This window comes from Actinoplanes sp. NPDC021490 (assembly GCF_055562135.1).
Window position 1 is genome coordinate 57,136 of the sequence record NZ_JBVHFW010000001.1, and the last position, 21,838, is coordinate 78,973.

Below are 21,838 nucleotides of genomic sequence, written 5' to 3' on the forward strand. Positions count from 1 at the left end.
CGCCCCGGCTCTTCCTCCCTGGTGTAACCGTTCGAGCCATGGTCTCCGTCCAACCCGCGTGAGCGACAACGAGGCCGAGTTCCGCGAGTTCGTCGGGGCGCAGATGGAGTCGCTGCGCGGGCTCGCGTACCTCACGTGCGGGGACTGGCAGGTGGCCGAGGACGCGGTTCTGTCCGCCCTGGCCCGGCTTTACGTCAAGTGGGGGCGGGTCGAGAACCACGGCGCCTATGCCCGTACGGCCGTGGTCCGCGCGGCGATCGACGAGACGCGGCGGCCGTGGTGGCGGCGCGAACAGTCGCACAGCGACGCGATGCCCGACGTCCCGGCGCCCGACGTGTTCCCGCACGCCGACGACCGCGTGCACCTGCGTCAGGCGCTGCTGCAGGTGCCCGTGAAGCACCGGGCCGTACTGGTGCTGCGGTTCCTGGAGGGGCTGAGCGTCCCGCAGACCGCGGCCGCGCTGCGCTGCCCCGAGGGAACCGTGAAGGCGTACACGTCTCGTGGTCTCGAGACGCTGCGCCAAATTCTCGGCGTCGACCTGAGCCTGAACGAGCGGACGGAGGCCCGTCATGAAGCTGTCTGAACTGCTGGAGGCCGCCCAGTCGGAGGCTCCGGCCGCCCGGTACACCGTTGACGACTTCGTCGTGGCGGGCCGGCGCCGGAAGCGGCGCCGGAATGCCGGCTGGGCCGTCGCGGCCGTGGTGGCGGTAGCCGTCGCCGTCGGGATGCCGCAACTCCTCCGGCACGACGCCGATCCGCTGCCGGTCGCCCCGGCGCCGTCCACGCGTCCGCTGAACTACCTGTTCGAGAGCTACACGGTCAAGGGTCAGGGGCAAAAGCTGACACTCACGGTCGGCGACCCGGAATGGGTGGGAGTCAACAACCAGAACACCTACATCGTCCGGGCGACGCCCCGCAATCGGATGCCGCAACGGGTCGGTGACCTCACCGTCTTCCGGGCCGGGTTCGACGCCTCACGGCACTGGGCCGGCGCCACCGTGACCGCCACCGAACCCATCGGCGGACGCCCCGCCTTCTTCGTGGCGCCCAGCCGGGCCGCTGCGGACGGCCCCGAGGTTCCTGACAGCTTGCTGATCTGGCAGTACGCCGACAAAGCGACGGGGATGGTCACCTCCTACAACCACCGTCTGAGCCGCGACGAGATGCGGCGGGTGGCCGGCCAGTTCACCGTCAGCGCGCCGCGGCCGGTCCGGCAGATGTACACCACCACCTGGGTGCCACCCGGCCTGCGTCTGGTCGCGGTCGAGAACGGCGAGGACGGCGACACCGCGGCGCTGTTCGTTCCGGCCGCGCAGAGCTCCGGTTACGAGGTCACCCGGCGTGGCAGCCGCACCGACCGGCTGCTCTCGTCGATGTACTACTCCGCACCGAAGTCGGACTTCCTGCGCCCGGCCCCGGTGCCCCCGGGCGTCCTGGAGCTGACCCTCCGCTTCGGGGGAAGCACCGACCTGAGCCCGGCACCCAAGTGCCAGGAATCCGGCGGCCAGGGAGTCCTGATGATCGACGACTCCGCGCATTGCGTGGTGCAGTTCGACGAGACGTTCCTGACCGTCCGGGGCGACGATTCCCGTCCGCTGGACGACATCCGGCGCGTCGCCGCGGCCACCCGGATCACCGGGCAGTTGCGCGACGGCCGGCCCGGATGGGCCGATTCCACCGAGTCGTTCCCCACTTCGGCCCAGGTGCCGCGCGACTAGGTTGCACACTTGAGGCATGCGTGAACCGTGGGTCGTCGGTGTCTCGGGAGCTTCGGGCACTCCCTATGCCAAGGCGGTGCTGTCGGCCCTGCTGGAAGCGGGCGAGGCCGTCGACCTGGTGATCTCCAAGGCGGCCCGGCTCACGCTCCTCGACGAGACCGGTGCGACCGTACGGGATGCGCACTGGAAGGACGACGTCGGCGCGTGGCTGGGCCGCGATCTCGGCGACCTGACGTACTGGCCGGCAGGTGACCTGGCCGCCGGGCCGAGCAGTGGCTCGTACCCGGCGAAGGGCATGGTCGTGGTGCCGGCCAGCACGGCGGCGTGCGCGGGCATCGCCATCGGTCTGTCCAAGGATCTCCTGCAGCGCGCGGCCGAGGTGAACCTCAAGGAGCGTCGACGCACAGTCATCGTGCCGCGGGAAACGCCGGTTACTCGCAGTCACCTGGAGCACCTGATTGCCCTGCACGACGCCGGGGCGGTCGTGTTACCCGCCAGCCCCGGGTTCTACGGCTCCGGGGCAGAGGCCACGGCGCAGCAGCTCATCGACTTCATAGCGGGTAAGACGTTGGACGCCATGGGTGTGGAGCACACGCTCCTGACCCGGTGGAAAGGCGAATTGAATGCTCAGCGCAACCCGTTGGGCGGGCCGTAACCCATGCCCGGGTTCGTCGGACCCGCGTTGCGTGGGCGGTTGGCCGCGTCGTCCTCGCGCATTTCCTCGACCACTCCGTCGCCTTCCAGCAACGCGCGGACCTCGGATTCGCGGAATCGACGGTGGCCACCCGGCGTGCGAATGCTGCCGATACGTCCGGCGGCGGCCCATCGCGTGACTGTCTTCGGGTCGACGCGGAACAGCGCGGCCACCTCGCCTGGTGTGAGCAGACGATCTCCAGTGTCCACAGCCCCCTCCTCGCGTCGGTCAGTTGGAGCGGCCGTGATCACGGTGAGTGTCGGCGTGCTCGATCGGGACGTAAAGCCATTAGAGCATTGCCCCGGAACCGAGTCCCTGGAATGCGGAAAAAGCCCTAATTGCGACAGTGATCGTTATCCTGCCGCCCATTCGCCGCTACCGGGCGTGAGTGGCGATCTGCCACCCGTTTAGGGTCATCACCATGGACTCCATCGACCTTCGGTTGATCGACCTGCTACGGGACAATGCCCGCTCTTCGTACGCGGAACTCGCACGCAAGGTCGGCCTGTCGGCGCCGGCCGTGCACGAGCGGGTGGGCAAGCTCGAGGCGGCCGGAACCATTCGCGGCTACCGGGCCGAGGTCGACCACGAGGCGCTGGGACTGGGTGTGACCGCGCTGATCGGCATCATCGAGGACTCGGGCGCCGACACCGACGACGTGCTGGCCGCCGTCCGGGCCATGCCCGAGGTCGAAAGCTGCTATTTCATGGCCGGTGTGGAGTCCTACCAGCTGACCGTCCGGGTCGGCACGATCGCCGAGCTCGAGCAGCTCATCGTGCGCATCAACCGCACGCCCGGCGTGGCCTCCACCCGTACGGCCATCGCCCTCTCCACGAAGTGGGAGAACCGCCCTCAGCCCGGCATCGGCTGATCTTCCGGGTTCCGGCCCGCGGAGATCGACGATCGGGCAGGCTGTCCCTCGAAGGCAAGGCCCGGTAAGGCCCCGTCAGAGGCCATCTGCGCCGCTCAATCGGCCCGCTTGGGGTGTGGATCACCAGCTCGCCTGGCCAGGCCCGGATAGTCCATCACGAAGCCGTCCTCGTCGATCGACAGGTCGGCGCTGAACGTCTCGTTCGCGAATCGGACGCGACCCTCGCCCAGGGCCGTGTAGATCTGGTCCGCCTGCACCACTTCCAGGCTCGGCAGCAGCACCCAGGCCACGCTGATCCGATGGGCGACGCCGATGCCCGGCGCGGCCGGCCGGTGCAGCTTGAGACGGCGGATGGGCAGTGTGTTGGTGAGCGGGGAGCCGCCCAGGTCGACGTCGAACGCGCCGTACAGCAGGTCGGGATCCTCGGTGCCGGGCAGGCCCGCTCCGGCGTGACCGGCCGCCGACAACACCGAGTCGAGGTCGCCGCGCTCGGCCGTCGTGGCCCGCCAGCGGCCGGCGGCCAGCTCGAGACGCACGCTGCGGTTCCAGCCCGCACCCTCGACGGCCACGTCGAAGAAGCCGGTGACCCCGCCCGGATCGGTGCGCAGCTCGTAGCGGCAGGTGTAGGGGATCGGGTCGACCGCGAGCGCCGTGCCGCGGGCGTAGAGACCGTCAGCGGTGTCGGCCAGCACGTGCTCGGACCCCGCGGTGTCCTCGCGTTGCCAGAACAAGGAGGAGGGCAGCATTCCCCTTGTCTACCCGCGCGACCGGCCCCCGAAAAGCCGAACGCCCGGCTCCTCGCGAGAGGAACCGGGCGTCCGTTCGTTCAGCCGGCGTCAGTAGGTGCGCGCCGGGCGGGCCGTGCCGAAGCGGTCCGAGGGGCCCTCACGGCGGTCGTTCCGCTGGTTGGTGTCGCGCCGGAAACCACCGGCCCGCTCGCCGTTGCGGCCGAAGCCACCACGCTCACCCTGCGGACGGTCGCCGCCGGCGTAGCCACCGCGGTCACCCGAGGCGGCGCGGTCGCTGTAGCCGCCACGGTCGCCCGAGGCCGCCCGGTCGCCGGAGCCGGCCCGGTCGCCGTAGCCGCCCCGGTCGGGACGGTCACCGTACGAACGCTGCGGACGGTCGCTGCGGGCGCGGTCGCCGTAGCCGCCGCGCTCGGGACGGTCGCCGGTCGGACGGTCACCGTAGGAGCGCTGCGGACGGTCACCGGCGGGCCGGTCATCAAACGAACGCTGCGGACGGTCGCCGTACGAACGCTGCGGACGGTCACCACGGGGGCGGTCACCGTACGAGCCACGCGGACGGTCACCGAAGCGACCCCGCGGCCGGTCGCCACGCTCGCGGCGGGGCTCCGGCTCCTCGACCACGGGCACGCCGCTCGGCTCGCGGGCGCCGGTGATCTCGGCCAGGTTCTCGTCGCCGTTGCGCACCCGCGTCTCGGTGGGCGCGACACCGGCCTTCGACATCATGGCCTGCGTGCTCCGGCGCTGCTTGGGCAGCACCAGGGTGACAACCGCGCCGGACTCGCCGGCCCGGGCGGTGCGACCGGCCCGGTGCAGGTAGTCCTTCGGGTCCTTGGGCGGGTCCACGTGCATGACCAGCGAGATGCCGTCGACGTGGATGCCGCGGGCCGCCACGTCCGTCGCCACGAGGACGTTGCTGCGGCCCTCCTTGAACTCGGCGAGCGTGCGCGTGCGGACCCGCTGGGTCTTGCCGCCGTGCAGCCCACCGGCCCGGACGCCGACCTGCCGCAGCTGCTCGACCAGCCGGTCGACGCCCATCTGCGTACGGGCGAAGACGATCGTCTTGCCGGTCCGGTTCGCGATCGACGCGGCGATCGGGAACTTGTCATGCGGCGGGATCAGCAGCAGGTGGTGGTCCATGGTGGACACGCTGGCCTCGGCCGGGGCGGTCGAGTGCGTGACCGGGTTGTGCATGAACCGCTTGACCAGCGCGTCGACGTCGCCGTCGAGCGTCGCCGAGAACAGCAGTCGCTGCGCGTGCTCGGGCGTCTTGGCCAGCAGCTCGGTGACCTCGGGCAGGAAGCCCATGTCGGCCATCTGGTCGGCCTCGTCGAGAACGGTGATCTCGATGTCGTCGAGCTTGCAGGCGCCACGCTCGATCAGGTCGCCGAGACGACCCGGGGTGGCCACCATGACCTCGACGCCGCGGCGGAGCGCGTCCATCTGACGGTCGTACGGCACGCCGCCGACGGCGGTCTTGAGGAAGACGCCGACCGAGCGGCCCAGCGGCGTCAGCGCGTCGGCGACCTGCATCGCCAGCTCGCGCGTCGGCACCAGGATCAGGGCCTTGGGGTGGTGCGGACGGGCGCGGCCGCTCTTGGCCACCCGGGCCAGCAGCGGCAGGCCGAACGCCAGGGTCTTGCCCGAGCCGGTCTGGCCGCGGCCGAGAACGTCCCGGCCGGACAGCGCGTCGGGCATGGTCGCGGCCTGGATCTCGAACGGCGTGGTGATGCCCTCGCGGGACAGGACGCGCACCAGCTCGGCCGGCACGCCCAGCTCGGCGAAGGTCGGCAGAACGACGGGAGCCTCGGCGGGCTCCTCGGCCTCGGCCGGGACCTCAGCGGCAGCCTCGACGGCGACAGTCTCGGCCGTCAGGGTCTCGGGGGTCACAGCTTCAGGTGTCACAGCTTCGGGTGTCACAGCTTCGGGGGTTACAGCTTCGGGTGTCACAGCTTCGGCAATCACAGTCTGGGCCTCGACAGCCTCGGTGGCCGGAGTTTCGACAGCCACGGCCTCGACGGCCGGGGTCTCTTCGGTGACGGCGGTCTCGTCGACGGCCGTGGCCTCGGAGGTCTGCTCATCGGTGGAACGGTTTTCGAAGACGGACGGGAACGTGCTGGGATCAGCGAAAGTGGTCAAGAGAACCTCTCTACGGGGGCGCATGCTCGCGAATGGCCCGCCGCGGCTGCTCTGAGCCGAACGCTGTAATGCCCGCAAGAACGCCCGTGGCGTGCACCGCAAGGGCACGCCGCGTCAACAACTGTCATAAGTGTACGGCTCAACGTTTTGCACGCCGACCGCATTCCGCGCCGGTAGTGGGCAGGCTCACCGCACAAGTGACACACGGCACCAGCACCCGGACACGCAAACCCGACCAGCTTAGGGTCACGCAACGCTACAAACCAAATTTTCCCGTACGCGTCACAGTGCGCCGAGAACTACGAGAACACCCCGCCGAGCCAGTCGCTGAACGAGCTCCCGGCGGTCAGCAGGAAGACGATGCTCACCGTCACGAGCAGCCCCAGCACCACCAGCATGGCCACCGCGACCTTGAGGTTGCTGCGCCGGCGGTCGATGCTCTCGTCACGCCAGCCCTGGGCCAGGATGTGTCCGGTAAGCGACCCGGAAGTCTCCACAGGGTTGGTCGAAACGGGCATCGTCGCGTCGATCGTCTCGTATCCGCCGGTCCCGTAGAGCGTGCCCGGTTGCATCCGCTGCTGCGGCACGGCAATCGTCGGCTCGGGGTCGAAACCCGGGGGATAGGCGGGAACGGCACCGACCTGAGTGGCCTGTGCGGCCGGGCCGTGCGAATCCTGGCTCGGTCTCATGTCGTGGCTCGGCCTCACGTCTCGGCTGGGCTTGGTCTGGCTCGGTGCAGTGGCCGGGCCGGGCTGGGTGGCCTGGCCCGTCCGGCCGGCGGGCGCGCCGAACGGCTGAGGAGAAGTCGCACCGAAAGGCGCGGTCTTCGCCTCCGCCCCGACGACCCCGAACGGGGTGGTGGCGGCCGGCGAACGGCCCCCGGTGGCCGACGGCACAGTGTACGTCGGCAGGCCACTCCCACCCGACTGGATCATCGGCGGAGGCGGCACGATCGGCTGCGGCGGTCCCGGCACGGGACTGGGACCGGGCGGCCCCGGCACCGGACTGGGCGACGGACCCGGCGGCGTCGGCGACGGTCCCGGACCGGGCGGCACGGGCGACGGACCCGGGCCCGGCGGCACGGGCGAAGGGCCGGGACCCGGCGGAACCGGGCCGGGCGGCACAGGGCTGGGCGCGGGCGGCCGACCCGGGGTCGGGTCGGGCGCCGGGCCGGGCGGCGTCGGGGCGGGGCGGGGAGACGGGCTCGGGAACGGTCCGGGACTCGGCGCCGGGAACGGGCCGGGCGACGGCGGGGCCGGGAACGGATCCGGAGGCCGGATCGGATCCGGACGCCCGGGCGGGGGGCCGGCCGGCTCGGGTTCGGCCGGCTGCGGCCGCGACGGCGGCGCGGGCACCGGACCGGGGCGACCGGGCTCACCGGGACGACCGGGCTCACCGGGACGACCGGGCTCACCGGGACCCGGACGCTCGGGCTCGCCGGGCTGCGGCCTCTGCGGCTCCGGCTTCCCCGGCTCGGGCTGATCGGGCTCAGGGTCGGCCGGCTGCGGGTCACCGGGCTGCGGCTTCGCAGGCTCCGGCTCCCCGGGTTGGGGCTGGCCGGGTTGGGGCTGGCCGGGCTGGGGCTCGGATGGTGTCGGGTCGCCCGGCCCGGGCGTGGGTTCCGTGGCTCGCGACGGCTCGGACCCGGTCGACGGCGGCGCAACCTTGGCGCGCGCAACGAAAGAGCGGCTTTCCTGTCCCGGCTCAGCCGAGGGCGGCCGCGAGATCGCAGACCCCTGCCCGTCCGCCGACTTCGAGGTGGCGACCGAAGAAGACGCCGCGGCCGCTGCAGCCGAATCGGAGGCGGCCGACGGTGTCGCGGTGGCCGGAGGGGCCGATGCAACTACCGGTGCTGATGGTGCTGCCGAGACCGGAGCGGAAGCGACCACAGTGGGCTTGACCACCTTGGCGCCGGCGTCTTCGGAGGGCTTGCTGCCGTAGATCTTGGATTCGCCGGTGGCCCAGCCGGCCGCACGGGCCGCGCCCGCCGACTCGGGGCTGATCGATCCGGGCACGCTGGCCCGGGCCGCGCCTGAACCGAGCGTGGTGGGCAGGCGGCGGCTTCCCCCGTCGACCTGTTCGGGCACGAGGTCGGAGGCGGGGCTGACCGGACACGCCGATCCCTTGGCCTTCTCGTCCGAGGCGGCCACCTCCGAGATCGGACCTCCGGAAACCGACGCGTCCGAGGCCGGCGCGGGAGCCTTCGCGGAGCCGCTGGAAGGGACGGAAGCGGCAGCGGGAACGGCCGAGACGGGTGCGGAAGCCTTCACGGAGCCGGTCGAAGGAACGGCCGAGACCGGGGCGGAAGCCTTCACGGAGCCGGCCGAAGGGACCGCAGCGGGGGCGGCCGAGACCGGGGCGGAAGCCCTGACCGAGCCGCTCGAAGGGGCGGCCGAGACCGGGGCCGATCCCTTGGCGAAGCCGCTCGGAGCGTCGGCGTCCGGGGCCGATGCTTTGGCCGAGCCGCTCGAAGGAGCGGCGTCTTGGGCGGGCGCGCTCGAGACGGGCGCCGACGCCTTGACCGAGCCGCTCGCAGCGGGCGGGGCGGGGGTCTCGCCGGAGGAGGAAGCGGCCCACAAAGCGCCCGGCGCGGGCGGCGGTGGGGGCGCGTATTCGTCCTGATCGCCCGGCGGCGTCCGCGCAGCGGGCGGCTTCATGCCGTCGCCGTCCCGTGCCGCCTGCCGCTCGTCCATGGATCCTCCCGACCGCCGCGTGCCGACGGATTCGGTCGTCGGGCGCTGCCCATAACCGTGCCATATCCGTGCGCGTCAGCACACCCGGCATCAACCGGACTATGCCGCCGGTCGGACCCTGACCACCGGAAAGACCAAATTTCAACACCGCGCGGCTGATCGCCGACCGGCGCGGCGAGGCCGAACCGGACGATCGTGCCGCGAGGCGGCGTCAGGACCCGGAAGCGGACGCCGAGGCCGACCGGCTGCTCGCCGACTCCGTGGCCTTGGACGAGCTCGCCGTGCCGCTGGGCGTGTTGGCCGAGGACGAGCCACCCGACGAGGAATTGCCCGGGGACGAGCCACTGGAGTTCGAGCCGCCGCCCGCCGGGCTGGTCTCGCCGCCCGAGCTCGAACCGCCGCCGTTGGACGGCGGGTTGGTCGTCGGGGCCGTGGTCGCGGGCGGGTTCGTCGTAGCCGGCGGGTTGGTGGTGGGCGTCGTCGCCGGCGGGGTGGTTGCCGGTGGGGTCGTCGGGGTGGTCGGCGGCGTCGTCGGAGTCGTGGGCGGGGTCGACGGGGTCTTCGGCGGCAACGACGGTGTCTTGGGCGGGGTCGACGGGCTCTTCGGCGGCGTCGACGGGCTCTTGGGCGGCAGCGTCGGGAGGGTCGGAAGCGGCGTCGTCGGCCTGGTGGCCGGGTTGCCCGTCGGCTCCGGGTCGGGCGCACCCAGCTCGGGACCGGGGACGATGCCCTCGATCGAGCCGAAGATGCGGGTGGCCTGGAACAGACGCGACCAGCGGACCGGGACCAGGCGCACGTTGAGACCCGAGCGCGGGGCCTCGACCATCATGCCGTTGCCGGCGTACATGGCGACGTGGTGAATGCCCCGCCAGCTGTTCGAATGGCTGAAGAACAGCAGGTCGCCGGGGAGCAGCGAGTAGCGCGACACGACCTTGTTGCGGGTCTGCCAGTACTGGTCGCGGGACACGCGGGTCAGTTGGAAGCCGACCGAGCGGTACGCCGCGTACATCAGACCGGAGCAGTCGTACTCGTCCGGGCCTTCCTCGGACCAGACGTACGGGTCGCCGCGCTGGGCGAGCGCGAACTGCAGCGCCTGGATGGCCCGGGTGTCGGCGCCACGACCTGCTTCGGCGCCGGCCAGGAAGCCCGCGCCGAGCGCGCTGTCGACCCCGGCCTGGCTGGCCTCGGCCGCGGCCAGCTCGTCGGAGTGCGCGAGCTCGAGGCGCTGCTGGGCGGCCTGCTTCTGGGTCAGCGTGGCGTTGAGCTTGTTGTACTTCTTTTCGAGCTCGGTGAACCGCTCGGTGCTCAGCGCCTGCTCGTCGAGGGCGAGCTGAGTGGTCACCTGGGCCAGCTCGATCTGCCGGGCGACGGCCTGGCGGGTGTCGTCGCCGCGCTGCAGCCGGGCCAGGTCGTCGAGGCCGGAGAGCCCGCCGATGCCTCCGGGCGGGGCGGCGGCCGCGTCGATGAGGGCCTCGGCTGCCGCGTCGGCCGCGGCGGTCTGCGCCTGCCGCAGCACCTCGGACGCCTGCTGGACCTTCTGATTGGCCGCCGTGCGCTGGTCACGGGCGAGATCGCGATCCTGCCCGACCTGGATCAGCTGGTCGCCCAGGGTCGCGATGGCGTTGCGGCCCTTCTCGATCTGCTGCAGCGCGGGGCTGGTGGCGGCGCCGGCCAGCGAGGTGGTCGGGGTGGGAGTGGCGGCCTTCTGACCCGGCAGGGCCAGGGTGCCGAGCGCCATCGGCCGGGAGCCGACGTCGGGCACGGCGAGGTTGAACGTGTCCTGCGGGGCGGCCGCCGGATCGGCCAGAGCGGGGAGGGGCTGGAACAGGGCAGCGATGGTGGCGGCGACGGCAGAAAACGCGACAGGGCGCCACCACGCGTGCGCTCTGCGTGATCGCCGGACCCCAACTCGTGCTGTCGCCATCTGCTCCCCGTCCCGCCGCGATGTCACCCATCGCACGCCGTTCCCCCTAAAGGCATACATCACCCTGAACACGCCTGTCGATTGATCGAAGATGAAAGAAGCCTGGGAATCTGGCGAACAACCGCGTGACCTGCACCGCTGTCCCGAGCGACCCAGTCAAGATCGTCAAAGGCGGGAACGTAGGCTCGACGCCGAGGCAGCGGAGAAGGGGTGCGACTCATGGATGCCGGACGCAAGCGCGAGCTCGAGGCCAAGGTCTACGCGGGTGAGCGACTGAGCCGCGAGGACGGCGAGGCGCTCTTCGCGAGTGACGACCTGGCGTGGCTCGGCCGGCTGGCCCATCGCCGGCGCACCGAGCTCAACGGCGACCGTGTGACGTTCACAGTCGACGGCAGCCTGGACGTGGCCGAGGAGGCCGCCACCGACCTGCCGGCCCACCGGGCGGCCCATGAAAAGGGTCTGAAGACGGCGGCCACCCTGCCCTTCGGCCACGACGAGGAGCACCGGGACAGCGTCGATCACCTGCTGCGGCTTCGCGACCTGCAGGACGAGACCGGCGGCTTCGCGGTTCTCGTCCCGGTGCGTCACCAGTCCGGCGACTCGCAGGACCGGACGACGATGGCCGCGCCGGCCGCGTCGCTCAAGACGTTCGCCGTGGCCCGGCTGCTGTTCGACAACGTGCCCCACCTGCAGTGCCTCTGGAACGGGTACGGCCTGTCGGTCGCGCAGCTGACGCTCAACTTCGGCGCCGACGACCTGGCCGGTTCCCTCGCGGAGGACGGGATCGCCGCCGACGACCTGGTCGAGCTGATCTGGGACGCGGGTTTCCGGCCGGTCGAGCGGGACGCCCGGTTCGAGGTCGTCCGCGAGTACGACAGTGCCCCGTCGCTGGCCGAGCGGCGCAGCGAGCCGCAGCAGGTCTGGGCCTGAGCCGAGCGCGTACGCTGCACATGTCATGACGGACACGAAGAGCGAGCGCCGTCCGCGCCGCGACCCCAGTGGACGCCTGGCCACCATCGGTGACCTCGTCGGCACCGCCATGGCCGGGCTGGTCGTGGGCGCGGTTCTGCTGCTGATCCTCGAGGCGATCCTGTCGCTGACCCACATCTCCACGTTCGGCGACACCAGCGGCTGGCTGGCCATCATCCTGCCGGTCTGGCTGTTCGTCGAGGAGTTCCGGGCCGAGGGTTTCGGCGCGTCCCGCGTGGTGGTCGCGCTGCTGGCCGCCGGCTTCGGCGTGGTCGCCGGCCTGACGATCGCCGGGTTCGCCGCCGGCCAGTTCCCGACGCTGGTCAGCGGGCTGGCCGGCGCCGCGGCCTTCACCGTCGTCTACTGCCTGGTCTGGTTCTACGGCCTGCGGTGGCTCAGCCATCGCATGGGCTGAGGAGAGGGAGAGATGAGTCCCGCCATCAAGTACACGCTCGGCCGGGTCGGCCTGTTCGTGGTCGTCCTGGGCGCGCTCTCGTTCTTCCCGCTCAATTTCCTGGTCGCCGGCATGATCGCGATCGTGGTGTCGGCCGTCGCGTCGTATTTCCTGCTCGCCAAGTGGCGCAACCAGATGAACGAGCAGCTGGTCGGCGTGGCCGCCCGTCGCAAGGCCGAGAAGGACCGGCTCCGTGCTGCCCTGGCCGGCGACGAGGACGCGGCCGCCGAGGGCGACCGGGCGGCCGGGGCGAAGGTCGAAGGCAAGCCCGCCGACCGCGCCTGACCCCTTGGTGGGTTAGCGTCGGAGGGACCGCGTTCAGCGAAGCCGGTGCGAGTCCGGCGCTGTCCCGCAACTGTGTGGCCCTTCTTATGGGGTCGAGCCAGGTCGCCTGGACGCCGGTCGCGAACCAGCGCTCCCGGGGAGGGGCGCCTCGCGGACGGACCGCCCCCGAGGCCTCGTCGGCGAAGCACCCGGCCGACACCCGTCGGCAACAGCACCCGGCCGACCGGAGGACCTCATGAAACGCATGCTCACGGCTGCCCTGGCGGCCACCACCCTGCTTCTCGCCGGTGCGTGCGGCGGCAACGACGACTCGAACGAGCCGTCGGGCACGACGCCGTCCAGCGCGGGTGCCGCGGCGTACCCGGTCACCGTCGGCAATCTCACCCTCGACCAGCAGCCGCAGAAGATCGTTTCACTGAGCGCGACCGTCACCGAGATGCTCTTCGCGATCGGGGCCGGCCCGCAGGTGACCGCGGCCGACGACCAGTCGAACTATCCGGCCGACGCACCGAAGACCGATCTGTCGGGCCTCAAGCCGAACGCTGAGGCGATCGCGGCCAAGGACCCCGACCTGGTCGTGCTGTCCAACGACCAGGACAAGATCATCCTGCAGCTGGACGCGCTCAAGATCCCGACGTTTCTGGTTGAGGCGTCGACCGACCTCGACGGCACGTACGCGGAAATCGGTCAACTCGGCACGCTGACCGGGCACAAGGCCGAGGCGGACGCGCTCACCGCGAAGATGAAGGCCGACATCGACAAGATCGTCAAGGACGTGCCGAAGCGGAGCACGCCGCTCAGCTACTACTACGAGCTGGACCCGACCTTCTACTCGGTCACGTCGAAGACCTTCGTCGGCTCGATCTTCTCGATGTTCGGCATGGAGAACGTGGCCGACGCGGCCGACCCGGACGGCGCCAAGAGCGGATATCCGCAGCTCTCCCAGGAGGCGCTGGTCAAGTCCGACCCGGACACGATTTTCCTGGCCGACAGCAAGTGCTGTCAGCAGTCGCCGCAGTCAGTGGCCGCGCGCAAGGGCTGGAACACCATCACCGCGGTCAAGACCAAGCAGATCTACCCGCTCGACGACGACATCGCCTCCCGCTGGGGCCCGCGCACGGTCGACCTGGTGCGAGCAATCGCGGACGCGGTGGCCAAGGTCCCCGCATGACATCAGCGCTCCGGGCCGACCGGGGCGTGGTGCTCAAGCCGGCCGGCCTCCGGGCCGGCTGGCTGGCCGGTGGCGTCGTCGCCGTGCTCGTTGCGCTGATCGCCGGGCTGGCCCTCGGGTCGGTGCCGCTGCCGCCGGGCGGCGTGGCGATCGAACTGCTCAACCTGATCCCCGGCGTCCACCTGCACAGCGGCCTGACCGAGCGTGAGGTGGCCATCCTCACCGAGCTGCGGCTGCCGCGGGTCGTGCTCGGCCTGCTCGTCGGCGGATTGCTCGCCCTGGCCGGCGCGGCCTATCAGGGCGTCTTCCGCAACCCGCTGGCCGATCCGCACCTGCTCGGGGTGGCGGCGGGCGCGGGCCTGGGCGTCACGGCGGTGATCTCGCTGCGGGCCGGGGCTACCGGCGACGCCACGGCCAACCTGCCGGTCGGGGTGCCGGCGGCGGCGTTCGCGGGCGCCCTGATCGCGGTCGCGCTGACCTGGCTGCTCGGCGCGGCCGGGGGACGCGACCGTTCGCCCGCCACGCTGATCCTGGCCGGGGTCGCGGTCTCGAGCTTCCTCGCCGCGGGCCAGACCTATCTCATGCAGCAGCACGTCGAGACGCTGCGCGAGGTCTATTCCTGGCTGCTCGGCCGGCTGGCCACCGCGGGCTGGCACGACGTCCTCATCGTCCTCCCGTACGCCGTGGTGACCGCCGTGATCGTGCTCGCCCAGCGCCGCGAACTCGACGTGCTGACCGTCGGTGACGAGGAGGCGAGAGGTCTGGGGCTGCACCCGCAGCGCAGCCGATACCTGCTGATCGTGGCCGCCTCCCTGGGCACCGCGGCCGCGGTCTCGGTCTCCGGCCTGATCGGCTTCGTCGGCATCATCGTCCCGCACACGATGCGCCTGCTGGCCGGGCCCAGCTACCGCTCGATCCTGCCGCTCTCGGTGCTCTTCGGGGGCGCGTTCCTGGCCCTGGCCGACCTTCTCGCCCGTACGGCCGGTGGCCAGGCCGAGATCCCGATCGGCGTGGTGACGGCGTTCTTCGGCGCGCCGTTCTTCATTGTGGTGCTGCGCCGCAGCCGGGCGGGGGCGACGTGAGCGACGTGGTGGTGCTGCGCCGCAGCCGGGCGGGGGCGACGTGAGCGACCTGGCTGTCCGGGCCCAGGATCTGCGCGTACGCCTGGACGGGAACTTGATCGTCGACGGTGTGGACCTGGACGTGGCCCGGGGCGAGTGGGTCATGGTGATCGGGCCCAACGGCGCGGGCAAGTCGACGGCGTTGCGCGCGATCGGTGGGCTGCTGCCCTTCACCGGCCGCGTCGAGCTCAACGACCGGCCGATCGACACGCTGCACCGCCGGGAGCGGGCCAAGACGATCGCCATGGTCAACCAGACGCCCACGGTCCCGCCCGGGATGCGCGTTCTCGACTACGTGCTGCTCGGCCGGACGCCGTACATCGCTCCGCTCGGCCGGGAATCCGCTACCGACCTCGCCGCCGTCGAGGAAGTGCTGGGAGCGCTCGACGTCGCGCAGTTCGCCGGGCGCCGGCTCGAGACGCTGTCGGGCGGCGAACGGCAGCGCGTGTTCCTGGCCCGCGCGCTCGCCCAGGGCGCGGGCATCCTGCTGCTCGACGAGCCGACCAGCGCGCTCGACATCGGGCACCAGCAGGAGGTGCTCGAGCTGATCGACCGGCTGCGGGCCGAACGCGGCCTGACCGTGCTGGCCACCATGCACGACCTCTCGGTCGCGGGCGAATATGCCGACCGCATGGTGCTGCTGGCCGAGGGCGCCGTGGTCGCGGCCGGAACGGCCCGTGCGGTGCTGACGGAGGACAACCTGGCCAAGCACTACCGGGTGTGCGTGCGCATCATCGAGGGCGAGCACGGCCCGCTGGTGGTGCCCGTAAGGCGCTAGCGGTTGCCGGCGAGCACGGCGAACCAGCCGCCCTGCGCGTCGGCCAGCACGGCGTACCGGCCGATCGGAAGGGTTGTCGGGGGACGCACCATCGCGCCGCCCAGCGACAGGGCGCGATCGGTGGCGGCGTCGCAGTCCTGCACCGCGAAGTAGACCGTCCAGTGCGGACCGACGTCGTCGTGCCACTCGTCGGGAAGCATCGGCTGGATGCCGCAGACCGGGGTGTCGTGCACCTTGGCCACCAGGTACGGGATGCCGGACATCGAGCTGTTGCGGAACTTCCAGCCGAACACCGCCTGGTAGAAGGCCGTCGAGCCGTCCAGGTCGCGGGTGTTCAGCTCGTTCCAGGTGAGCGCGCCGGGCACGTCGAACAGCTCCGCGCCGCGCATCGTGCCCGGCTCCCACACGCTGAACGGCGCGCCGCCCGGGTCGAGGAAGGCGGCCATCCGGCCCTGGTCCTGCACGTCGAACGGGGGGACCAGCACCTTGCCGTCGGCCGCGGCCACCCGGGCCGCGACCCCGTCGGCGTCGTCGGTGCCGATGTACGTGCTCCAGGCGGTGGGCTGGCCGACCCCGTACAGCGGGCCGGCCCCGGCCACCGGACGCCCGTTCAGCAGGAAGGTGATGTAGTCGCCCGCCACGTCCGAGGTCCACCCGAACAGCGCGGTGTAGAACCTTTCCGCGTCGGCCGGGTCGGCGGTACCGAGATCGACCCAGGCAGGTGATCCGGGAGTCGATGGAGTCATCGCCGCATCGTCGCACCGCGCACCTTTGGACGGGCTTAAGTGTCGTTGTTCTAGCTGAACCGCCGACCCTCATCCCGTCGATAGGCCCACACAGCCACCCAACCTAGGGCAATGGTCCAGCCGGCCAGGGCGACGATCGAGCTGAGGTCGTACGGGAAATCGCTGACCGCGGCCCACATGAGCCGGGCCGCGCCACCGGTCGGCAGGTAGGGCGCGATGTCCTCGACGATGCCGGGCGCCATTCCCGGCCCGGTCATCAGCCCGCCCAGGAAGGCCAGTGGGAAGAACAGCAGCTGGGCGACGACGATCGCGGCCTTCTGCGGCATGGAGTAACCGATCGCCAGTCCCATCAGGATGAACGGGACCGCGATGACGACCACGGTGCCCGTCGTGACTGCGAAGGCCACCGGGGTCAGCGTGGCCTCGGTCAGGAACGCGGCGATGAGAACGACCGGGATCAGCGAGAGGAACATCATGCAGAGCCCGGCCAGGATGCGTCCGGCGAAGCGGGGCCCGGCCCCGGCGGGCAGGGTGCGCATGTACGGATCCCAGGGCTGCGCCCGGTCCTCCGAGACGCCCACGCCGTGCTGGAAGAGGTTTGTCGACATCACCGAGAACGTGATCATCGAGGCGGTCGCGGCGGTGGCGTACTCGGCGTTGCTCCCGACGAACGGCACCACGAAGGCGAGCATCGCCGCGGCCGGGAAGAAGGCGCTGCCGAACAGGGCGATCGGGATGCGGACGGTCTCGAGCAGCTGGAAACGGGCGTGGGTGATCGCGAGGGAGGTCATCGGAAGCCCTTTCAGGCGGCAGCGGGCGCGCGGTCTTCGGTGATGGTCAGGAACGCCTCCTCGAGCGAGGTCGGGCGCACCTCCAGATCCTTGAAGGGGACCTCGTACGCGACCAGGTCGCGCACCAGACGGTCGGCGTCGGTGGTCAGCAGGTGCAGCCGGTCGCCGTCGCGCTCGGAGCTCGCGATGCCGGCCAGGTCGGGCATCGACCCGGTCAGGCTGAGGCTGACCCGGTGGACGGCGACCAGGCCGCGTACCGCGCCGAGCGTGTCGTCGGCCAGCACCCGGCCACCCCCGATCACCACCACCCGCCGGGCCAGAGCCTCGATCTCCTCCAGGTAATGGCTGGTCAGCACGACCGTGCCGCCGTCGGCCTGGAAGGCGCGGATGCCGTCCCACAGGAACCGGCGGGCCTGCACGTCGAGACCGGTGGTGGGCTCGTCGAGGAACACGATGTGGGGGCGGCCGACGAACGCGAGCGCGACGGCGACCCGGCGCTTCTCCCCGCCGGACAGGCCACCGGTCTGCCGGCGTACGAGGTCGGTCAGCCCGAACCGGTCGAGCAGCTCGCCCTTGGGCAGCGGATCGTCGTAGTGGGCGGAGACGAAGTCGACGACCTCACCGACGCGCAGCGAGGCGGGCAGGCCGGTCTCCTGTGGAGTGACGCCGAGGTGGCGCCGGCTGCGCGGCAGCCGGGGGTCGCCGCCGAGCAGCTCGACCTGGCCCGAGGTGGGCCGCCGGATGCCGATCAGCAGGTTGACCAGGGTGCTCTTGCCGGCGCCGTTCGGGCCGAGCAGGCCGACCAGCTCGCCGGACTCCACCTCGAACGAGACGCCGTCGAGGGCGACCTTGTCGCCGTAGCGGTGGGTGACGTCGGTGGCGCGGGCCAGGATCACGACTTGCTCCTCAGGGGTTGAGCAGCGCACGCAGCGCCGCGGTGTAGTCGTCGAAGGCGAGCCGGCCGCGGCGGGTGAGCCGGACCAGGGTGGCCGGGGTGCGGCCCTGGTGGGTCTTGGTGACCTCGACGTACTCGGCGTCCTCGAGCTTGCGCAGGTGGACCGAGAGGTTGCCGGCCGTCATCCGCAGCGATTCCTGCAGCTGGGGGAAGGTGATGCGGTCGTCCTCGCGTAAGACCGAGAGCGCCGAGACGACGCGCAGGCGGGCCTGGGCGTGGATCACCGGGTCGAGCTCGGTGACCAGGGGTTCGCTCTTGTCGCTCATCGCAGCCGCAACCAGCCGATGAGACCGGCCGCGATCATGCCGCCGCCCCCGGCCACGGCGACGATCAGCGAGTGCCAGCCGGGACCGACCAGGATGCCGATGATGTTGATCGCGCTGGTCCAGGCGCCCAGGATGAACAGCTCACGGTCGTTCCACACCGCGCCGCCGGCCATGTGCAGCGCGCCGGTCAGCGCGACCATGCCGCCCGCCCACAGCAGGCCGGCCTTGTCCTCCGGCAGCACGTCGCTGAACTGCGCGAAGAGGATCGAGAAGCCGGTGAAGGCGATCGACCAGCTGACGCCGTACATGATCCCCTGGCGGGTGCTGGGGCCGGAGATGCGCCGGCTGACCCGGCTGCCGGCGATGCCGGTGAGGATGCCCGCCGAGATCATCAGCAGGGCGATGGCGGCCAGCGGGAGCCACGCGGGCAGGTCGACGAAGACCCGGCCGTCGGGGCCGAACCGCAGGAAGAACAGCGTGAAGCTGACGAGCCAGGCCACGCCCCACGGCCAATACATCAAGCGCGGGTCGGGGGCGAGATCGCGGCCCACGTTGTGCCGCTCCCGCTCGATCAGCGCGAGGGACTCGGCCGGGTCGAGCGGGGGAGCGTCGTCGTCGATCGGGGTCATGCAAAGAACTTTACCGCACAAAGTCAAAGAGGTTTGTGTCGTAAAGTAGATTAGGGGTCGTAGGGGTCAGGCGAGCGGTCCCGGCAGAGGTTTCGCGTGCACGACCGACAGCCGCGACACCGCGCGGGTCAGCACGACATAGAGCCGGTTCAGCCCCCGGGCCTCGGCGGCGACGATGTCGGCCGGCTCGTGGACGACCACATGGTCGTACTCGAGGCCCTTGACCAGCGTGGCCGGCACCACCGTGACCCGCGCCTCGGAGTCGACGTCGTCGGCCGTCGCGTGCTCGATGCCCGCCGCGGTCAGGTGCTCGCGCAGCCGCTCGACCGCCGCGTCGGCCGCGATCACCGCCACCGAACCCTCGTGGGCCAGGGCGGCGGTCACCTCGGCCAGAGTCGCCGCGTCCAGATCGGACGGGTCGGCCACCGGCACGATCACCAGGTCACCGTCGCGGCGCAGCGACACCGCCTCGGGCACGTCGACGCCGAGCGCCGGCAGCAGGCGGTTGGCCAGCTCGACCACCGAGGCGGGCACGCGGAACCCGACGGTCAGCGGCACCACCGACGCCTCCGGCTTGCCCAGGTGGCCCAGCGTTACCCCCCACTCGGCCGCGGCCCACGGCGCGGTGGCCTGGGCCAGGTCGCCCAGCACGGTGATCGACCCGTGCTCGCTGCGCCGGGCGATCGCGCGGGCCTGCATGGGCGAGAGGTCCTGCGCCTCGTCGACCACCACGTGCCCGAAACTCGTCTCGCGCTCGAGCAGCCCCGCCGCCTCGTCGATCAGCAGCAGATCGGCCAGGCTGAACTTGGCCGACTTCACTGACTTGGGCGGCCTGACCCAGCGGATCGCCGCCCGCTCCTCGTCGGTCAGCACGCCCTCGGGCGGGTCGGTCAGCACCTCGGCCACCAGCTGCTCGGGCGTGACCGCGGGCCAGGACGCCTCGAGGAACCCGGTGACCGGCGCGACCTTGCTCATCTTGCGCAGCCAGCCTTCACCCGGCGAGTTCCCGGTGCGATATTCGGACTGCCGCTGCAACAGACCGACCACACGCGCCCGTACGCGGTCCCGCCCCACCGCGTACGGGAGGCCCTCACGCCGCGCCTCGTCGACGATGCGCCGCAGGGGTTCGGCGTCGATGCGCCACCGGTACGACCCGTCCGAGACCATGATCGGATCGGTGGGCTTGGCCAGCTTGCGCCACAGTGCCTTGTGCAGCACCTCGGCCATCCGCACATCGTTCTTGACCAGCGCCGCGGCCGGCGAGTCGACCGCCCGCGCCGGCGCCCGACCGACCAGCTCGTCCACCGTGGCCTGCTGCACCTCGACCTCGCCCAGGGCGGGCAGCACGGCCGAGATGTAGGACAGGAAGGCCGTGTTCGGCCCGACGATCAGCACGCCCGAGCGCCGCAGCCGTTCCCGGTGCAGATAGAGCAGATAGGCGGCCCGGTGCAGGCCGACGGCGGTCTTACCGGTTCCGGGGGCGCCCTGCACGCAGATCGAATCGCCCAGCTCGGCCCGCACCAGTTCGTCCTGCTCGGGCTGAATCGTGGCCACGATGTCGCGCATCGGCCCGACGCGCGGACGCTCGATCTCGGCGGTCAGGATGCGGCTCTTGGTGCCCAGCTCCTCGCCGCGGTCCAGGTGCTCGTCCTCGAAGCTGGTCAGCTCGCCCTTGACGAACCCGAACCGGCGGCGGGTGGCGACGCCCTGCGGGTCGCGCACGCTGGCCCGATAGAAGGAGCGGGAGAGCGGCGCGCGCCAGTCGAGCACCATCGGCTCGCCGGCGTCGTCGGTGACGTGCCGGCGACCCACGTGGTAGGCCGCCTCCTCGATGTCGAGGCGGCCGAAGAACAGCGGGGTGGTCGGATCGTCGGCCAGCTCCTTGACCCGGCGGGCCATGTGCCGGCCGAGCTGCTCGGCGGTGTACGCGTCACCGGCGACCTTGTCGCCGGTGGAGAACAGGGCCTCGGCCCGGCCCCGCATGCGGGCCAGCGCGGCGCGCGACTGGGCGAGGTGGTGTCGTTCGGCGGTGAGTTCGGTGTCCAGGTCGAATGCGGGCACGGTGCATCCTCAGGCAGGTGTTACCTCATCTGCTCGCGTTTCCGAGGGGCTGCACGTCGCCCGTCGGCGCGAAGGGACGTCCGCTGCGGTGCATGCTCACCACGGCCGTCAAGCGGCCGTCCACGTTACGCCGCCCCCACTCCCACCTCCACCGAATTACGGCGCCCGCCCGTCGTTGGAAGAATGAGCGCATGACGGATGAGCGTGAGCGCGGTGGTGGGGTTCGGATCACGGATCCACAAGTCATGCGGGCGCTGGCTCATCCGGCCCGGATCGCGATCGTGGAATACCTGAACAGTTCGGGGGCCGTGGTGACGGCGACCGAGTGTGCCGACCTGGTCGGGCTGTCGCCCAGCGCGACCAGCTATCACCTTCGCGAGCTGGCCAAGTATGGGCTGGTGGAGCAGGCGGCGAGCCGGGGGGACGGGCGCGAGCGGGTCTGGCGGAGCACCGGCACGGGGCTGCGCATCGACGCCGACGCGGACGATCTGGAGACGGTTTCGGCCCGGTCGGCGCTGGTCGACGTGTTTCTCCATCGCGACATGGAACGGGCCCGGCAGTTCATCGCCCGGGCCTCGGGCGAGCCGGAGGAGTGGCGCGAGACGGCGACGCTGGCCAGCCATCAGTTGCTGCTCACCGCCGATGAGCTGCGCGAGCTGAACGAGAAGGTGCACGCCCTCGTGGAGCCGTACCGAATGCGCCGGCGTCAGGAGGATCCGCCCCCGCGGGCCCGGCGGGTCCAGGTCAACTTCATGGCCTTCCCGGACGACTCGCCGGAAACCTGACACGCGGGCGCTCTGGCGCTGAGCAGATGTGAAGGATTACTT

At 71.5% G+C, this 21,838-nt stretch carries 24 protein-coding genes and 1 riboswitch; of the genes, 13 read left to right on the forward strand and 11 right to left on the reverse strand.

The window, feature by feature from the left end; genetic code table 11:
- Positions 1–58 precede the first annotated feature (58 nt).
- Genes ACZ3I4_RS00265 through ACZ3I4_RS00275 form a run of 3 tightly spaced genes read left to right on the forward strand, consistent with a single transcriptional unit; the run spans position 59 to position 2,373 of the window.
- Positions 59–583 carry a SigE family RNA polymerase sigma factor gene (locus ACZ3I4_RS00265; protein WP_465379651.1) on the forward strand — a complete coding sequence of 175 codons (525 nt, stop codon included), beginning with the start codon at positions 59–61 and terminating at the stop codon, positions 581–583.
- Positions 570–1,718, forward strand: a complete 1,149-nt coding sequence (locus tag ACZ3I4_RS00270; protein ID WP_465379652.1) for a hypothetical protein — start codon at positions 570–572, stop codon at positions 1,716–1,718. Before ACZ3I4_RS00265 ends, ACZ3I4_RS00270 begins: the two co-directional genes overlap by 14 nt.
- A gap of 16 nt (positions 1,719–1,734) precedes the next feature.
- Positions 1,735–2,373: a UbiX family flavin prenyltransferase gene (locus tag ACZ3I4_RS00275; protein ID WP_465379653.1), complete on the forward strand. Its 639-nt coding sequence runs from the start codon at positions 1,735–1,737 to the stop codon at positions 2,371–2,373.
- Here the strand turns inward: ACZ3I4_RS00275 and ACZ3I4_RS00280 are convergent.
- Positions 2,346–2,621: a BldC family transcriptional regulator gene (locus ACZ3I4_RS00280; protein ID WP_030442123.1), complete on the reverse strand. Its 276-nt coding sequence runs from the start codon at positions 2,619–2,621 to the stop codon at positions 2,346–2,348. The genes ACZ3I4_RS00275 and ACZ3I4_RS00280 overlap by 28 nt on opposite strands.
- A gap of 212 nt (positions 2,622–2,833) precedes the next feature.
- On the opposite strand from ACZ3I4_RS00280, the gene ACZ3I4_RS00285 reads away from it, so the two are divergent.
- Entirely contained in the window at positions 2,834–3,283 is a 450-nt protein-coding gene (locus ACZ3I4_RS00285) for an Lrp/AsnC family transcriptional regulator (protein ID WP_133873606.1), read from the forward strand.
- 95 nt (positions 3,284–3,378) lie between these two features.
- Here the strand turns inward: ACZ3I4_RS00285 and ACZ3I4_RS00290 are convergent, their stop codons facing one another.
- The 3 genes from ACZ3I4_RS00290 to ACZ3I4_RS00300 form a co-directional block, all read right to left on the reverse strand.
- Entirely contained in the window at positions 3,379–4,029 is a 651-nt protein-coding gene (locus ACZ3I4_RS00290) for a putative glycolipid-binding domain-containing protein (RefSeq protein ID WP_465379654.1), read from the reverse strand.
- A 90-nt stretch (positions 4,030–4,119) separates the two neighbouring features.
- A complete protein-coding gene (locus ACZ3I4_RS00295; RefSeq protein WP_465380428.1) occupies positions 4,120–5,904 on the reverse strand; it encodes a DEAD/DEAH box helicase in 1,785 nt (594 codons plus the stop codon).
- Positions 5,905–6,467: 563 nt separating this feature from the next.
- Positions 6,468–6,857 carry a hypothetical protein gene (locus ACZ3I4_RS00300; protein WP_465379655.1) on the reverse strand — a complete coding sequence of 130 codons (390 nt, stop codon included), beginning with the start codon at positions 6,855–6,857 and terminating at the stop codon, positions 6,468–6,470.
- Between the two features lie 934 nt (positions 6,858–7,791).
- On the opposite strand from ACZ3I4_RS00300, the gene ACZ3I4_RS00305 reads away from it, so the two are divergent.
- Together ACZ3I4_RS00305 and ACZ3I4_RS00310 are read left to right on the forward strand one after the other, a co-directional pair.
- Positions 7,792–8,109, forward strand: coding sequence for a hypothetical protein (locus ACZ3I4_RS00305; RefSeq protein ID WP_465379656.1), 318 nt, complete (start codon positions 7,792–7,794; stop codon positions 8,107–8,109).
- Positions 8,110–8,124: 15 nt separating this feature from the next.
- Entirely contained in the window at positions 8,125–8,790 is a 666-nt protein-coding gene (locus ACZ3I4_RS00310; protein WP_465379657.1) for a hypothetical protein, read from the forward strand.
- Positions 8,791–9,072: 282 nt separating this feature from the next.
- Here ACZ3I4_RS00310 and ACZ3I4_RS00315 read toward each other — a convergent pair whose 3' ends face one another.
- Entirely contained in the window at positions 9,073–10,785 is a 1,713-nt protein-coding gene (locus ACZ3I4_RS00315; protein ID WP_465379658.1) for a C40 family peptidase, read from the reverse strand.
- Positions 10,786–11,004: 219 nt separating this feature from the next.
- On the opposite strand from ACZ3I4_RS00315, the gene ACZ3I4_RS00320 reads away from it, so the two are divergent.
- The 6 genes from ACZ3I4_RS00320 (at position 11,005) to ACZ3I4_RS00345 (ending at position 15,563) form a co-directional block, all read left to right on the forward strand.
- Positions 11,005–11,715: a hypothetical protein gene (locus ACZ3I4_RS00320; RefSeq protein ID WP_465379659.1), complete on the forward strand. Its 711-nt coding sequence runs from the start codon at positions 11,005–11,007 to the stop codon at positions 11,713–11,715.
- A 25-nt stretch (positions 11,716–11,740) separates the two neighbouring features.
- Positions 11,741–12,169 carry a hypothetical protein gene (locus ACZ3I4_RS00325; RefSeq protein ID WP_465379660.1) on the forward strand — a complete coding sequence of 143 codons (429 nt, stop codon included), beginning with the start codon at positions 11,741–11,743 and terminating at the stop codon, positions 12,167–12,169.
- Between the two features lie 12 nt (positions 12,170–12,181).
- Positions 12,182–12,493, forward strand: a complete 312-nt coding sequence (locus tag ACZ3I4_RS00330) for a DUF4229 domain-containing protein (protein WP_465379661.1) — start codon at positions 12,182–12,184, stop codon at positions 12,491–12,493.
- A gap of 41 nt (positions 12,494–12,534) precedes the next feature.
- Positions 12,535–12,595: riboswitch (cobalamin riboswitch) on the forward strand.
- 133 nt (positions 12,596–12,728) lie between these two features.
- Positions 12,729–13,664: an ABC transporter substrate-binding protein gene (locus ACZ3I4_RS00335; protein WP_465379662.1), complete on the forward strand. Its 936-nt coding sequence runs from the start codon at positions 12,729–12,731 to the stop codon at positions 13,662–13,664.
- A complete protein-coding gene (locus ACZ3I4_RS00340) occupies positions 13,661–14,746 on the forward strand; it encodes a FecCD family ABC transporter permease (RefSeq protein ID WP_465379663.1) in 1,086 nt (361 codons plus the stop codon). The genes ACZ3I4_RS00335 and ACZ3I4_RS00340 overlap by 4 nt, the downstream gene beginning before the upstream one ends.
- Before the next feature lie 40 nt (positions 14,747–14,786).
- Positions 14,787–15,563, forward strand: a complete 777-nt coding sequence (locus ACZ3I4_RS00345; RefSeq protein WP_465379664.1) for an ABC transporter ATP-binding protein — start codon at positions 14,787–14,789, stop codon at positions 15,561–15,563.
- Here the strand turns inward: ACZ3I4_RS00345 and ACZ3I4_RS00350 are convergent.
- The 6 genes from ACZ3I4_RS00350 to ACZ3I4_RS00375 all read right to left on the reverse strand — a co-directional run bounded on the left by ACZ3I4_RS00350 (position 15,560) and on the right by ACZ3I4_RS00375 (position 21,011).
- Positions 15,560–16,309 (reverse strand): VOC family protein, encoded by a 750-nt coding sequence (locus ACZ3I4_RS00350; protein ID WP_465379665.1) that lies wholly within the window; start codon positions 16,307–16,309, stop codon positions 15,560–15,562. The two genes, ACZ3I4_RS00345 and ACZ3I4_RS00350, sit on opposite strands and share 4 nt — an antisense overlap.
- 50 nt (positions 16,310–16,359) lie before the next feature.
- Positions 16,360–17,100: an ABC transporter permease gene (locus tag ACZ3I4_RS00355; protein ID WP_465379666.1), complete on the reverse strand. Its 741-nt coding sequence runs from the start codon at positions 17,098–17,100 to the stop codon at positions 16,360–16,362.
- An 11-nt stretch (positions 17,101–17,111) separates the two neighbouring features.
- Positions 17,112–17,996, reverse strand: coding sequence for an ABC transporter ATP-binding protein (locus ACZ3I4_RS00360; RefSeq protein ID WP_465379667.1), 885 nt, complete (start codon positions 17,994–17,996; stop codon positions 17,112–17,114).
- A 10-nt stretch (positions 17,997–18,006) separates the two neighbouring features.
- On the reverse strand, positions 18,007–18,321 hold the full coding sequence (locus ACZ3I4_RS00365) for a winged helix-turn-helix domain-containing protein (RefSeq protein WP_465379668.1): 315 nt from the start codon (positions 18,319–18,321) through the stop codon (positions 18,007–18,009).
- Positions 18,318–18,950: a transporter gene (locus ACZ3I4_RS00370; RefSeq protein ID WP_465379669.1), complete on the reverse strand. Its 633-nt coding sequence runs from the start codon at positions 18,948–18,950 to the stop codon at positions 18,318–18,320. The genes ACZ3I4_RS00365 and ACZ3I4_RS00370 overlap by 4 nt, the downstream gene beginning before the upstream one ends.
- Before the next feature lie 66 nt (positions 18,951–19,016).
- On the reverse strand, positions 19,017–21,011 hold the full coding sequence (locus ACZ3I4_RS00375) for a HelD family protein (RefSeq protein WP_465379670.1): 1,995 nt from the start codon (positions 21,009–21,011) through the stop codon (positions 19,017–19,019).
- Between the two features lie 191 nt (positions 21,012–21,202).
- Between ACZ3I4_RS00375 and ACZ3I4_RS00380 the strand changes: the two genes are divergently transcribed.
- The gene (locus ACZ3I4_RS00380; protein ID WP_465379671.1) at positions 21,203–21,796 is read left to right on the forward strand and encodes a helix-turn-helix domain-containing protein; all 594 of its coding nucleotides are present in this window, start codon (positions 21,203–21,205) and stop codon (positions 21,794–21,796) included.
- Positions 21,797–21,838: the final 42 nt, after the last annotated feature.

Coding starts and splice junctions, on each gene's coding strand:
- ACZ3I4_RS00270 (WP_465379652.1), top strand. CDS start 570: ATGAAGCTGTCTGAACTGCTGGAGGCCGCCCAGTCGGAGGCTCCGGCC.
- ACZ3I4_RS00275 (WP_465379653.1), top strand. CDS start 1,735: ATGCGTGAACCGTGGGTCGTCGGTGTCTCGGGAGCTTCGGGCACTCCC.
- ACZ3I4_RS00285 (WP_133873606.1), top strand. CDS start 2,834: ATGGACTCCATCGACCTTCGGTTGATCGACCTGCTACGGGACAATGCC.
- ACZ3I4_RS00290 (WP_465379654.1), bottom strand. CDS start 4,029: ATGCTGCCCTCCTCCTTGTTCTGGCAACGCGAGGACACCGCGGGGTCC.
- ACZ3I4_RS00300 (WP_465379655.1), bottom strand. CDS start 6,857: ATGAGACCGAGCCAGGATTCGCACGGCCCGGCCGCACAGGCCACTCAG.
- ACZ3I4_RS00315 (WP_465379658.1), bottom strand. CDS start 10,785: ATGGCGACAGCACGAGTTGGGGTCCGGCGATCACGCAGAGCGCACGCG.
- ACZ3I4_RS00320 (WP_465379659.1), top strand. CDS start 11,005: ATGGATGCCGGACGCAAGCGCGAGCTCGAGGCCAAGGTCTACGCGGGT.
- ACZ3I4_RS00325 (WP_465379660.1), top strand. CDS start 11,741: ATGACGGACACGAAGAGCGAGCGCCGTCCGCGCCGCGACCCCAGTGGA.
- ACZ3I4_RS00330 (WP_465379661.1), top strand. CDS start 12,182: ATGAGTCCCGCCATCAAGTACACGCTCGGCCGGGTCGGCCTGTTCGTG.
- ACZ3I4_RS00335 (WP_465379662.1), top strand. CDS start 12,729: ATGAAACGCATGCTCACGGCTGCCCTGGCGGCCACCACCCTGCTTCTC.
- ACZ3I4_RS00340 (WP_465379663.1), top strand. CDS start 13,661: ATGACATCAGCGCTCCGGGCCGACCGGGGCGTGGTGCTCAAGCCGGCC.
- ACZ3I4_RS00350 (WP_465379665.1), bottom strand. CDS start 16,309: ATGACTCCATCGACTCCCGGATCACCTGCCTGGGTCGATCTCGGTACC.
- ACZ3I4_RS00355 (WP_465379666.1), bottom strand. CDS start 17,100: ATGACCTCCCTCGCGATCACCCACGCCCGTTTCCAGCTGCTCGAGACC.
- ACZ3I4_RS00365 (WP_465379668.1), bottom strand. CDS start 18,321: ATGAGCGACAAGAGCGAACCCCTGGTCACCGAGCTCGACCCGGTGATC.
- ACZ3I4_RS00370 (WP_465379669.1), bottom strand. CDS start 18,950: ATGACCCCGATCGACGACGACGCTCCCCCGCTCGACCCGGCCGAGTCC.
- ACZ3I4_RS00380 (WP_465379671.1), top strand. CDS start 21,203: ATGACGGATGAGCGTGAGCGCGGTGGTGGGGTTCGGATCACGGATCCA.